This window comes from Leptothoe sp. EHU-05/26/07-4 (assembly GCF_043421015.1).
In the GTDB taxonomy this organism is placed as follows: domain Bacteria; phylum Cyanobacteriota; class Cyanobacteriia; order Phormidesmidales; family Phormidesmidaceae; genus Leptothoe; species Leptothoe turfae.
On record NZ_JAXSQV010000004.1, the window covers coordinates 688768 to 701553 of the forward strand.

Below are 12786 nucleotides of genomic sequence, written 5' to 3' on the forward strand. Positions count from 1 at the left end.
AAAGAAAAATGCCTGACCCCATAAAGCCCCCAGGGTCAGACAGCTCACCTGTAAAACGCATGGATACAAGATTCAAATAAACCATCCAAATGCCCCCTCGGATGATTAGTCGCCTTGCACGCGTTCTTCAGAATTAGCTTTATTTTCCCCTGCTTATATGGGTAAAAGCTTCCTCGTAAACACGTAAATTAGAGCCAAAATTGACGGAAAATCTGAGCCAATTTACGTATATTTACCCCTGGTTTTTATGGGCGGTCTGAGCAGGAGGCTAGTCGTTATCAGTGTGTGTTACTCGTCATCACTGACAACTTTTTCTTTATAGAGGGTCAACAGCTTATCCAAGACGCTTTCAATGGCCAGAGAATCTGTAACAACTTCAATGGCATCATCTGCTTGGCGCAGAGGAGAAATCTCTCGCGTACTGTCTTTATGGTCACGCTCACTAATGGCTTGAGCCAAATCAGACAGCTCAGGAACAGGCTGGTTCTGGTTAGCCAAGTCTCTTTGACGACGACGAGCCCGTTCTTCAACGGATGCTGTTAAAAAGATCTTGAGCTCAGCATCGGGGAAGACATGGGTCCCAATATCTCGACCATCTGCCACGACACCACCGGTTAGGCCATATTGCATCTGCTGTTTGACCAGCGCTTCCCGCACAGAACTCTGGGCGGCAATCGTGGATACGTTGGCAGTGACCTCTGAGGTGCGAATAGCTTGGGTTACCAATGTATCGTTTACCCAGACTTCCGGGGGGTGAGGGCCTGCATCGGCAGGAGTTGCAACAAGCTTGATCTCACACTTAGGTAGCAGGTCAGCAACAGCAACTTCATCGTCTGGGTTGCATGCCTGGGCAAGAACGTACCAGGTAAAAGCACGGTACATAGCCCCAGTATCTAAATAAAGCAGACCCAATTGCTGAGCCAACTGCCTAGCCACCGTTGATTTACCAGCACCAGCGGGACCATCAATGGCAATGATGGGTCGCCGTGCCCGTAAAACGACGTTATCGATTAATCGTGTAGTCCCTACAAATGCTGCTACTGCCAACATACCAACTGTTTCAACTTTTTCTAAGGGGGCCAACGTATATGGATTTACCAGTTCGATGTACTGGGGAGCGACAGCGGGTGCCGTTTCTAAGTACTGAAAGACGATGCAAGCGAGAGAATGTTGCGATCGCACACCTGCTTTAAACTTCTCTTTGGCTCTCCTTAACCCCCGATAGAGTATAACTGCTTGTTGACGTTCCTGCTCGCTTAAATACTTATTCCTAGAACTAAGGGCTAATCCGTCCGCTTCTCGCACAGTTGGGCAACCAATAATGCTTCCTGGCAGATTTAAGTCCTTAACCAATCGGCGAATGATGGCTAATTGCTGCGCATCCTTTTGACCAAAATAAGAGCGCTGTGGTCTCACTAGGCTAATAAGTTTCGTGACGACCGTGGCGACTCCGTTAAAGTGTTCAGGGCGAAACTGTCCACACAGGGGTCTCGCCAATGCGGGAGGGGGCAAAACTGTAACCAGAGCGTCAGCGTCTTGAAAATTAGGCCCGTAAAGGTCTAACGCTGTTGGCGCGAAGATACAGTCAACGCCAGCAGCTTCACACATTCTGGCATCTAAGTCTAAGGTTCGCGGATAGGCTGCGAGGTCCTCATTGGGGCCAAACTGTAGGGGGTTAACAAAAATGCTGACAATGACCAACTCATTATCGCGTCGTGCCCGATGAATCAGACTGAGATGACCTTGGTGCAATGCTCCCATGGTAGGCACTAGACCAATGGAGCCAGACTGTTTGCGTAGCCAACATCGCAATCCTTCTATCGTTTTTAGTAAACGCAAGACAGTCTCCTGGCAACCGCCTTAGACACAAGGTTTAACGATAGCAGACGGCCTAGTTGTCTTACTAAGACAATCATCTAGGGATAGGCCCGTAGCCTGTCTCTAGATGATTGCAACACTTGGGTGTCGCCATGGCCACATAGGGTTAGACCTGATTGACCCAGACTAACGCAGCACTTCAACTTGTACAGGACCGACACCAGCTGCTTGCAGCCCAATGGCACTGGCCGCACCAGCTGAGAGGTCAATGATGCGCCCACGGCTAAAAGGGCCACGGTCATTGATGCGGACCACAACCTGCTGACCATTGTTCAAGTTGGTGACCCGAACTTGAGTGCCAAAGGGTAGGGTGCGGTGAGCGGCAGTCATGGCGTATTGGTTAAAGGATTCACCACTGGCACTCATCCGACCGTGAAATCCTGGCCCATACCAGGAGGCCATGCCACTATAGCTAGAACGGATGGCTGCCACTTGCTGTGGTTCGGGTCTACCGATGACTTCAGTAATGGGCTCTGTCGCACCATCACCGATAAGACGGCGTAACCGATTGGTAATTTGCAGAACGTTTTCTGCGTCATTTTCGGTGGCATCGGAAAGCTGCACTGTTTCACCCAAGGTGAGCAGCGGGCTGTCTCCAGCTTTGACCATGTAAGTGCCGTCATCCCAATGGGCGGTGAAATCTGTGTTGCGATCGCTCAATTGCTCCAGCTGTGCTGCCATTTGAGTTGCATCAGCAATAACCCTGTTGGTTGCGGCTTCTTCTAGGGGCACCCAACCAGATACAACCTCAGCTGTATCAGATGAATCGATGTAGGTTAATACGGGAATATCTTTAACGTAAACCGTTGCAGCTTGCCGACTTTCATGGGCATGGGCATTAACGCGAACGGTGGTCGTCGACCGATTAAATTTCTGAAGCGTATCGGTTGAAGACGACTCCAAGGACTGGTCGTTGACTGAAACCTCAAACGCTCCAATGGGACCTGTATCAAAGGTTTGGGCATGGACCCGTTCAGGAATCGAAACGGCAGTGGCAAGCAATGTGGCAACTGCTACACGACCAATAAACTTTTTGTTCATAAATCAGAGTGCACCAGGCATATGCGTCTACATCGCAGAGCGAGAAGTGGCAAATTCAATGGATTGAATAGGGTAGCTTCAAGATGACAATGCATCGCGGACAAAATAAAAATTGGCAACGCGAGCTAATCTATCACGAAGATTTTGCTGTTTGGAACCGCATTTTTGACCGGGAAAACAGACAATGGCCTAGCGGAACATCTTTACAATTTCTTCATTCGCCAGTTACAGGCTTCGACAGCCAAGGCTTATAGACGGTTTTCTAGCTGTCCTAGCAGACTAATTAGTTTTTGAAAAATTATGTATGGCTTTGCAATGATTACAGATTATTAATAGATGCCAAATAACCTTACAGTTCGTTTTTAGACTTTGTCCCCGTGGTAAGTCTAGTTTCCATGACCAATAATGTTCTTGTCAACGGACATATCATGAAGATTCTATAGGTTTGGGCATTGTCTTTGGGTATTGTCTTTAGGCATTGTCTACTGGAGGTATCGCCCATCTTCCCTTAGGGGCTGAGGCCCTTAGCGCGTAGGGTGGGCATTGCCCACCGTCCACAAGTATTCTAAGGGATGCTATTTCTTGTAAGGTCTATGGATTATCGACAGGCAGGGGTGGACGTTGAAGCAGGTCGTGCGTTTGTGGAAACTATTCGCAGCCTGGTGGAAGGAACTCGCCGTCCTGGAGTGTTGGGTGGTTTAGGTGGGTTTGGCGGTTATTTTGAGCTTCCCGAGGGATATTCTCAGCCCGTTCTGGTTTCGGGGACAGATGGTGTAGGTACCAAACTCAAGTTGGCCCACATGTTGAATCGTCACAATACGGTGGGCATTGATCTTGTGGCCATGTGTGTCAATGATGTGCTGACGTCAGGGGCGGAACCTCTCTACTTTTTAGATTATTTGGCCACGGGGCAATTGGCCCCTGAGCAGCTGACCCAGGTGGTAGCAGGGGTGGCCGAGGGGTGTCGTCAGTCGGGCTGTGCCCTACTAGGTGGAGAAACGGCTGAGATGCCTGGGTTTTATGGCCAGGGTGAGTATGACATGGCCGGATTCTGTGTCGGTATTGTCGAAAAAAGTGCCATTTTAGACGGTTCTCGGGTGCGCATAGGGGATGTCTTAATTGGACTACCCAGCAGCGGTGTGCACAGTAACGGCTACAGTCTGGTGCGCAAAATTATGGCGGAAGCGCCCCGGCAGGAGTCTTTGGGTGGGCAAGTCGTAGATCGATCGGTCGGTTATGGCTGGGATGAATGCCCGGAGCTATTGGCGAGTCAGTCCCTGGGCGAGGTGTTGCTGACACCCACTCAACTCTACGTAAAACCAGTGTTAGCTGCCCTGAAGAGTGGCTTAGAAATTCACGCTATGGCTCATATTACGGGGGGTGGTTTTCCTGAGAACTTGCCTCGTTGCCTCGGTGAAAATCAATCTATATATATAGAGGCGGATAGTTGGCCCATACTGCCGGTATTTAAGTGGTTACAAGCAGCTGGCAATGTAGCGACTGCTGAAATGTTTAAAACCTTCAATATGGGTATTGGTTTTGTACTGGTTGTACCTGCTGATCAAGCCGAAGCTACGTTGGCTCATTTTCAATCCGCCTATCAAATTGGCACTGTGATTGATGGAGATAAAGTGGTCACCGGGTTGCCAGAAGGTTAGGATACGTTGGGGAAAGAAAATTTTGTCTAAAAAAATTTTCCCCATCTACACTCGGAGGAACTAATTTTGAGCGCTCGGACGGGTAGCTGGCAGCCAGCTGCGATCGCACTTTTGGCCATTATTACCGGCCTGATTTTGACCAGCACTTTGGTCATTATTAATCCTGGTCAGGCCGGTGTCTTAAGCATTCTAGGGAAAGCCCAAAATGCCCCCTTGCTAGAGGGGATTCACATCAAGCCACCCCTGGTGTCTTTTGTGGATGTTTACGATGTTACGGTTCAGAAATTTGAAGTGCCCGCTGAAAGTTCCACTAAGGATCTTCAGGATTTACGGGCTCGATTTGCCATTAACTTTCGGTTAGATCCTAGCAATATTGTGGAAATCCGCAGAAAGCAAGGAACGTTGGCCAATATAGTTACCAAGATCATTGCCCCCCAGACCCAGGAATCCTTTAAGATTGCTGCTGCCCGTCGCACTGTAGAAGAGGCGATTACGCAACGAACGAAGCTAAAGGAAGATTTTGACGATACTCTCAGTAGCCGTTTAGAAAAGTACGGCATCATCATTCTTGATACGAGTGTTGTTGATCTCTCATTTTCAGAAGAATTTGCCCGAGCGGTAGAAGAAAAGCAAATTGCTGAGCAAAGTGCTCGTCGAGCTGTGTATGTAGCCCAGCAGGCTGAACAAGAAGCCCAGGCAGAAGTCAACCGGGCCAAAGGTCGCGCCGAAGCCCAGCGTTTGTTGGCTGAAACATTAAAGGCCCAAGGGGGTGAACTGGTGCTTCAGAAAGAGGCCATTGAAGCCTGGAAACTCGGTGGTTCCCAGATGCCCAGGGTGTTGGTTATGGGAGATAAGGGCGGTCAGGTACCCTTTATCTTCAACATGGAAAACGAATAGGCGAGAACGTAATTACGTTGTTGTCGATAATTACGCCTAATTACCAAACCCGGTGTAGAGACGTTCCATAGAACGTCTCTACACCGGGTCTCGTTTTATATGAGAGATCTCGGTTTTCTAACGCACGTGGATGTGAATAAACCCGTTATCATTGCGTTCGATGCTGCCGGTTAAACCGTTGTGCTCAAAGGGAAATTGATTTGCCTGACCGGTACGTACCTGTTCTAACCCCCCTTCAATCTCTCGGGTAGATTGTCCATTGAGCATACCTGCTAGCGCTGTGCGCATGATTAAACGATCGTAAGAAGGGGCAAAGACGGCCTCGGCTTGCTGAATAGTGTCACCAGCAGCATTGTATATATAGGCAACGGTTGCTCTATTTGGATCTAGCTCGTATACAGCCGTTGTGGCTGATGGAGACACAGACTGTCGTGTGGGTTCCCCCAGGCGATTAACAACAGCTGTTGCCGCTGTGCCAGGGGCAAAGCCAGGTACGGGTACGATACTGCCATTGCCAGGTGTAGCAGTATTGGGATTGCCACTGTCTTTTAATATTAGTCGTGGCGATGTGGCAACAGGTTTTGGCGGTGCGCTCTCAGCAGTTGTTGGATCCGGAAGGACTTCTGTTGGAGTGCTGGATTCTTCTGCTAATGTTTCCTCTGGCTCAGGTTGGGAGACTTCGGGAAGTCTAATCTCTGGCATAGAGACTTCAAAGTCTTCTGTCTTGTCCCTTACATTACTGACCGCTTGGCGAACAGCAATATATACGCGATAGCCTAAAAATCCTGAACCTGCTATCAGTCCCAGGAGCATAAGAGAAAAGAATGCTTTAATAACGCCTGGACCCTGTCGTTTCTGTTGTTGCTTCTCCTTAGCACCAGTTTGAAAATCATCCTGACCTGAAACATAGCCTGAAGGGCTGCCAGGGGCCACAACCTGGGTCGCTTGGGTGGTGGGTGGTTGTAACCCCCGTTTGTTGGCTGCTGGTAACAGCATTAGCCAGGTGGCAATTGACTGGGGGCGCTCAGTTAGTTGCAACGCCATGCCCTGGAGGATTGCCTGTTCTGTGCTGGGGCTGAGAGTGGCGTTGACCTGTCGAGGGGGAGTGAGGGGGTGGTGCGATCGCACCACAGAGGCTACCGGCACTTGACCGGTGACAGCAGAGTAGAGGGTGGCCGCTAAACCATAAACATCTGAGGCCGCTGAACGTCTTGCCTTGGGCAAATACTGCTCTAGGGGAGCGTAGCCTTCAGAAACTAAATTTGTATGGGTTTGGGTTTGACCACTCACCAGTTCTCGGGCAATGCCAAAATCAATCAAAATCGCATTGCCCTGGTTAACCATGATGTTTTGAGGTTTCACATCGCGGTGAAGCAAGCCTTGGGCATGCACGGTTTGTAATGCACTGGCAATTTGTCGAATATACTGTAAGGCTAGGTCTTCCTGTAAAGGTCGATTGGGAAAAATAAGCTCTGATAGCGGTTGCCCTGGAATAAAATCCATGACCAGATAGGGGCGCTCCGCCTCGATAAAAAAGTCAGTAACGTTAACGATATGGGGATGCTGGCACTGAGCTAAACGACGTGCTTCTGCCTGAAACTTTTGCAGTTGCTGATCGTTTTCTGCATCATTGGTTGGCCAACGTAGCGTCTTAATGACGACTACTTGATTGAGGCTTCGGTGCATAGCACGATAGGTCACCCCAAAACCGCCGCGTCCCAGCTCGTTCTCGATGACGTACTTTCCGTTTTGGAGACGGGTGCCCACCAAATTTATGCTGCTCACCGTGCCACTTTGTATAATTTCACACGATTACCTCTAACATAAAATTTCCTTGAGTGCATGATATTAGCGACAGCCTAAAAACTGTGCCATGGGTTGCTGTCAAGATAATCCTAGACAAGATATGACCCAATGTCTCAATCGTTTTAACCTCTTGGGAGCAAGGGGCTTAATATATCTGACTATCCGTGGTAGGTTCAGAATCATATTTTCATATCTTTTAAAGAAATCTTTAAGATTGGGACCAATTTATGCTTTAATGTCCGCTGGGACGGATATTTTCAATGTTTTCCGGAGTTCTTGTTCATGAAGTCTGAGCAGAAGCAACGTCTTTTAAATGCAAAGGAAAATATAAAGGCAGCTCAGCTATTAGCCCATAGTCACTTTTACGATATTGCTATTTCTCGCGCCTATTACGCCATGTTGTATGTGGCTGAGGCACTTCTCCTGGAGCAGACTGCAGCTGTACCTACTCAAAATGAAGCTGTCAATAGTCTATTTTCAGAACAATTTTCAGAAAAAAGGCCTCTATTTCAACCCTATAGTGCGTATCTAAACGATGGCTTAAACGCAAGACTGCGCGCAGATTATTCTCATACAGATAAAGCCACCCTGGCTGATGCTAAGCAACACATTAATCGTGCTAACGCGTTTTTAGATTTAGGTAAGCATTATCTCTCTACTGAAATGGCGCCAGCAGAGCCAGCGGAAGTTGGTGCTCGCCGACGCAGTTAGTGGTGTTGCCTACTGCTGTATTTGTTTACGGCGTTCAGCTAGCTTAAGTAGGGTTTCGGCATGGACTGCTTTGGTGATGGGATAGAAGTATGCCAGCACCATGCCACCCACGAGTAAGATCAAGGGCACAGGTCCCATAAAAAAGCGAATTGCCCACAGTGCAGAATCTGGCTGTGTGGCAAAGCTTTTGTCGAATCCTGATGTTTCTAGCGCTAAACTGACGAGAAAAATACCGACAGCAAGCCCTATTTTTTGTAGCAAAGTCATAAATGCATAGAAGGCCCCTTCACTACGTTGCCCTGTTTTGAGTTCATTAAGTTCGATCACATCTGGCAAAATCGACCAGGGAACAACATAGGCTGTGGCTACACCAAAACTGGCAAGGATACATAGTCCATACATGGTCATGAGTTGCCCTGGCTGTAGGGAAAATAGAGCAATTTGCACCATTGTCCAAACGCCAGCTCCTAAAAAGTAAAGCCCTTTTTTACCAATACGTTTAGCCAATAAGTTGCAGATAAACATCATCAGAATGGCCGTACCTTGTACCAACAGTGCGGCTAAAAAATAATCATCGGCTCCCATCCAAAAAGTCACGTAGAAGGGAATGATGGCGGCTGTAATCTGGAGCGCCAGCCATGAAAAAAGATAAATTCCTACGACAAATAGAAAGGGACCATTGCTTAAAACAATTTTTATCTGCTGTAAAAATGAACCGTTGTTGTCAAAATCGCTGTTTTTAAGCGATTTCCCGAGATAAGCTGCCTGTTCTTGAGAGTGCCGAAATGTGCCAAAGACACACCAATAGATCGTTGCAATTGAAATGCCACCCCCCAGGATGCCCAGGATGCGATATTGCTGTTGGGGATCTGTGGTAATTTGACCCACCACCAGGCCTAACGCCAAAATTAGCACTGCCCCTGCTAAGGAGAATGACAGTCGAAAGGATGTAAGCTCTGTCCGCTCGTCATAATCCTGAGTCATTTCGGCGGTCAGGGTCGAGTAAGGCAAGTTTGTCGTCGTAAAAAATATCTGAAATACCACAGAAACAAAAACGTAGTACCAAAACAGTACGTTTTGATTGGTACTCCCTGGAACAATCCAATTTAGGAAAAACGTAGCTCCAAATGGAATGCCCGTTAGCACTATCCATGGATAGCGTCGTCCCCAACGGGTGCGGGTGCGATCGCTCAAGATCCCGACAACTGGATCATTGACAGCATCCCAAATTTTGCCAATCAGCAACACGGTGCCTGCTTTGAGCGGGTCTAATCCAGCAACATTGGTTAAGAAAATCAGAAACGAAAACGCTAATAAATTAGAGGTTAGACCCGCTCCCATATCCCCGGCACCGTAGGCCAGTTTTGTAGACCAAGTCAGTTTTGGAGGATGCGATGGTTTGCCTGAAGTTTCCATAGTGTGGAGAGGTTGCTAGAAATTATTAAATCATCTGTAGAATGAGGCTCAAACCTGACTGTATCGTCACACCAAGCGTCACACTAGAATCTTTGTACGCTGCCATTGCCTGGTGGGGCAACGTTTTTAAGAAAAGACGCTGCTTTCAGGCCATGTAACAACGCTATATTATTGCCCTATTTGTGTCCCCCCTTTCCTCCGAGTTATCCATGTCCGTAACTTCAGATCTTGCAGCTACTAGGCCTTCTACCGATACTGATCTTTATGTGTCTTGGTCAGACTACTACCAAGCCGTTGAAAATTTAGCAGTCGCTATTCATCAGTCAGGATGGCAATTTAATCAGATTGTCTGTCTGGCTAAGGGCGGTCTGCGGATTGGAGACGTTCTTTGTCGTATTTATGGTCAACCGTTGGCTATTCTCTCCACATCGTCCTATGGCGGTGAAGGCAACCGGACCCGTGGGTCAATCACATTTTCTAGGGATTTGAGTATGACCACCACCAATCTTGGCACCCATGTTCTTTTAGTGGATGATCTGGTGGATTCAGGCCAAAGCTTGCAGCGTAGCATTCGCTGGTTGCAGCATCGATATGGGTTCTATATTGACGATATTAAGACTGCCGTACTTTGGTACAAAGCCTGTTCAGTGATTAAGCCTGACTATTATGTTGATTATTTAGAAACCAATCCATGGATTCACCAACCCTTTGAAAAGTACGAAGAGATGACTATCGATGACCTTGCGGAATCCAAAGAACGATAAATATTAAGCAATTTGGCTGAAAAATACTGTGGTTTAAACCGTATAGTCTGGGCTTTTATGCTGTTTTAGCAGAAGTTGTTTGTTTTTGTTGTTATTGGAGTGAAATAAACTAAAAATGCTTCAAAGAAATCAGCTTCTAGCCCCTTCTATTATTGTTTTAGTGGCGCTTGGCGTGATTGGAACAGTGTTTGGATTAATTTGGGGGAGTCTAAATCAGCACTCAAACTATTCTCAAACGACGACACAATCTGCGGATGGGTCAATAGCAGCGGCACCAACGCCAACACAGCATTCTCTGGCACAGCATACCGCCACGGTACTCAGTGTTGCCATGCAGCCAGAGGCAGCCCTTGTCGCTAGCGGGAGTTATGACCAAACGGTTAAGCTTTGGGATCTAGATACAGGTAAAGTACAGCGTACTCTCAACCATGCAGGGCGGGTGAATAGTGTCGCGTTTACCCCTGACGGAAAATATTTGATATCAGGTGGAGGTGACGGCAACATCGTTGTATGGAACGTTGAAACAGGATTAGAAGAACATATATTTACGGGTCGCTCTGGTCGAATAGTGAGTCTAGCAGTGAACGCTGATGGCACTCTTATCGCTAGCGGAGGCAGTAACGGCACCATTCGAGTTTGGGATCTTGACCTGAGACGTGAATTTACAACCTTGGTGGATTCTGGAGCACAGGTGAACAGTTTGGCATTCTCTTCTGCCAGTTTTCAGGAATTAGTGAGCGGCGATCAAGATGGAGTGGTGACTCTGTGGGATGTTGTGACCTCAGAATCAGTGCGAACTTACAAATCGGGAACGGATAGAATAACAGGTGTTGCCGTTAGTCCCGATGGTCAATATATTGCTAGCAGTAGCTATGATACCAATGTGCAAATTTGGAATTTAGCAACCGGCGTGGCTGAACAAACCTTAAGCGGACATAATTTTGTTGTCGCTAATGTTGTATTTAGCGACGATGGAGGGGTGCTGGCTAGCAGTAGCTTTGATGAAACTGTTAAGGTATGGGACTGGAAACAGGCGGTAGAACGCTGCACTTTGCGGGGCCATTCTGGATTTGTGTATAGTCTTGCCTTTAACCAAGAGGGCACTATATTGGCAAGTGGTGGGTATGATGGCTTGGTAAAGACTTGGCTACTGACAGATGAGAAGACTGGCTGTTTGCCAAGCTAAAAGGCTTATAGGAGGGGGTAAGGATTTTATAAATCCAACAATCGTGCTGACAATTATCTCTGAAGAAGCATGCTATAGAACGCTTTTGCGCAAAAATAGGCTCTAATTCAACCCTCATTTCTGAGTTTGAAATCAACTAAAGCCGAGAACTCAAAATTGAAAACCTAGCTGATTTTCTCTAGTTTGCATTTATCACTTGGCAGCCTGTTTGGCATCTTCAATCCAATCGTCAAAGGTGCCTTGGTTGTCGCGGATCCAGTCTTCTGCATGACGACGAATGTCTGCGGGAGTGTTTTCTCCATCACGCATACGCTGATTTTGCAGGCTGACGTCTGTGATGGGAATATTAACGAGTTCAAACCATCGAGCGATGTCTGGATGTGCTCGTAAAAACTGTCGATTGGCTAAAATTTCAATCTGATTAACTTCAAAGCCAAGATTTTTACCATCAATCACAGAGGCGTTTTCTTGAATACCGACAACGGGAACGTCTAACCAGACAACATCCTCATCGGGTACCAGCACACCACTTACCCATAGCGGAGTCCAGGTGTAGTAAAGTACTGGTTTACCTTCATTGTAGCGCTTGATAGTTGTCTCCATCAAGGCAAAGTAATTCTCATTATCGTGCTCTACAGTATCTCGCAGATTGTAATCGTTGAGATGAGATTCGATCACGTCTCGGCATCCCCATCCTGGTGGGCAACCGATTAAGTTGGCTTTACCATTCCCATCGGTATCAAATAGCTTAGCAAGTTCTGGATCTCTCAGATCTTCCAAGCTACCAATACCTTTTTGGGTCGATGTTTCTTTGTCAATTAGATAGCCCTGTAAAGCATTATCGATTAATGGGTTGACTCGTTTTAGTTTTTCATGGCCTCCATTTTCTTCAAAGAAATTCCGATGGAGGGGATTCCAATGAACGGCTGTGTAATCTAAGTAGTCACGGGAAATAGCCTGGTGAATAACGTCATATTCCAACTCAGAACCAGCGATTGGTTTATAGCCTAATGATTCTAAGCCAATATTAATTACCTCTGTTTGAAACAGCTCTTCTAAAGTTCCATAGGCTGAACGAATTACGTTATCTGAACTGACTAATGAAACATTCTGGCTTGTGTCGTTGCTGCAACTAGTAAACAGTGTTAGAGCGCTGAGGGCCGTAAACAGTGGGCAAAATCGTTTCCCTGGTTTCACGACACAACTTGATAAATTAAGCAATAAATCTCTCATGATTAGTCGATATATTCGTCAAGTAATAAAGTTATTGTTATGGGGGTTAATTATATGCTGCATTAATGATAAACCTCGAAAAAAACTCTGGTTTCTTAACTTGTTTTTAACCTTTTCGTTCGTCTTTAATGATAGTTAAGTGGCGTCATTTTGTAAGAGATAAACATCTAAATGGTTGCTGTTTATACTTGTTTGA

10 protein-coding genes are annotated in these 12786 nt (G+C 46.9%); 5 read left to right on the plus strand and 5 right to left on the minus strand.

Annotation, left to right across the window (positions count from 1 at the left end):
• Nucleotides 1-288: 288 nt before the first annotated feature.
• Nucleotides 289-1839, minus strand: coding sequence for a bifunctional pantoate--beta-alanine ligase/(d)CMP kinase (locus tag U2F10_RS16050; RefSeq protein WP_163667406.1), 1551 nt, complete (start codon nucleotides 1837-1839; stop codon nucleotides 289-291).
• Between the two features lie 165 nt (nucleotides 1840-2004).
• Nucleotides 2005-2919, minus strand: coding sequence for a septal ring lytic transglycosylase RlpA family protein (locus tag U2F10_RS16055; protein ID WP_163696990.1), 915 nt, complete (start codon nucleotides 2917-2919; stop codon nucleotides 2005-2007).
• Between the two features lie 593 nt (nucleotides 2920-3512).
• Between U2F10_RS16055 and purM the strand changes: the two genes are divergently transcribed.
• Nucleotides 3513-4577: a phosphoribosylformylglycinamidine cyclo-ligase gene (purM, locus tag U2F10_RS16060; RefSeq protein ID WP_163696992.1), complete on the plus strand. Its 1065-nt coding sequence runs from the start codon at nucleotides 3513-3515 to the stop codon at nucleotides 4575-4577.
• A gap of 66 nt (nucleotides 4578-4643) precedes the next feature.
• Complete coding sequence (locus tag U2F10_RS16065; RefSeq protein WP_163667415.1) at nucleotides 4644-5474, plus strand: prohibitin family protein; 831 nt, start codon at nucleotides 4644-4646, stop codon at nucleotides 5472-5474.
• A gap of 117 nt (nucleotides 5475-5591) precedes the next feature.
• Here the strand turns inward: U2F10_RS16065 and U2F10_RS16070 are convergent, their stop codons facing one another.
• Complete coding sequence (locus U2F10_RS16070; protein ID WP_499872720.1) at nucleotides 5592-7259, minus strand: serine/threonine-protein kinase; 1668 nt, start codon at nucleotides 7257-7259, stop codon at nucleotides 5592-5594.
• A gap of 303 nt (nucleotides 7260-7562) precedes the next feature.
• On the opposite strand from U2F10_RS16070, the gene U2F10_RS16075 reads away from it, so the two are divergent.
• A complete protein-coding gene (locus U2F10_RS16075; protein WP_499872722.1) occupies nucleotides 7563-7991 on the plus strand; it encodes a HEPN domain-containing protein in 429 nt (142 codons plus the stop codon).
• Between the two features lie 9 nt (nucleotides 7992-8000).
• On the opposite strand, the gene U2F10_RS16080 is transcribed toward U2F10_RS16075, so the two are convergent.
• Nucleotides 8001-9407 (minus strand): MFS transporter, encoded by a 1407-nt coding sequence (locus tag U2F10_RS16080; protein WP_499872723.1) that lies wholly within the window; start codon nucleotides 9405-9407, stop codon nucleotides 8001-8003.
• Nucleotides 9408-9616: 209 nt separating this feature from the next.
• Between U2F10_RS16080 and U2F10_RS16085 the strand changes: the two genes are divergently transcribed.
• Nucleotides 9617-10171 carry a phosphoribosyltransferase gene (locus U2F10_RS16085; RefSeq protein WP_163667426.1) on the plus strand — a complete coding sequence of 185 codons (555 nt, stop codon included), beginning with the start codon at nucleotides 9617-9619 and terminating at the stop codon, nucleotides 10169-10171.
• Between the two features lie 115 nt (nucleotides 10172-10286).
• Nucleotides 10287-11357, plus strand: a complete 1071-nt coding sequence (locus U2F10_RS16090; protein ID WP_163667429.1) for a WD40 repeat domain-containing protein — start codon at nucleotides 10287-10289, stop codon at nucleotides 11355-11357.
• A 192-nt stretch (nucleotides 11358-11549) separates the two neighbouring features.
• On the opposite strand, the gene proX is transcribed toward U2F10_RS16090, so the two are convergent.
• On the minus strand, nucleotides 11550-12554 hold the full coding sequence (proX, locus tag U2F10_RS16095) for a glycine betaine/L-proline ABC transporter substrate-binding protein ProX (protein ID WP_348918188.1): 1005 nt from the start codon (nucleotides 12552-12554) through the stop codon (nucleotides 11550-11552).
• Nucleotides 12555-12786: the final 232 nt, after the last annotated feature.

Bases quoted from the DNA above. Each gene is read 5' to 3' on its own strand.
- U2F10_RS16080 (WP_499872723.1), bottom strand. From the start codon at position 9,407: ATGGAAACTTCAGGCAAACCATCGCATCCTCCAAAACTGACTTGGTCT.
- U2F10_RS16090 (WP_163667429.1), top strand. From the start codon at position 10,287: ATGCTTCAAAGAAATCAGCTTCTAGCCCCTTCTATTATTGTTTTAGTG.
- U2F10_RS16055 (WP_163696990.1), bottom strand. From the start codon at position 2,919: ATGAACAAAAAGTTTATTGGTCGTGTAGCAGTTGCCACATTGCTTGCC.
- U2F10_RS16085 (WP_163667426.1), top strand. From the start codon at position 9,617: ATGTCCGTAACTTCAGATCTTGCAGCTACTAGGCCTTCTACCGATACT.
- U2F10_RS16075 (WP_499872722.1), top strand. From the start codon at position 7,563: ATGAAGTCTGAGCAGAAGCAACGTCTTTTAAATGCAAAGGAAAATATA.
- purM (WP_163696992.1), top strand. From the start codon at position 3,513: ATGGATTATCGACAGGCAGGGGTGGACGTTGAAGCAGGTCGTGCGTTT.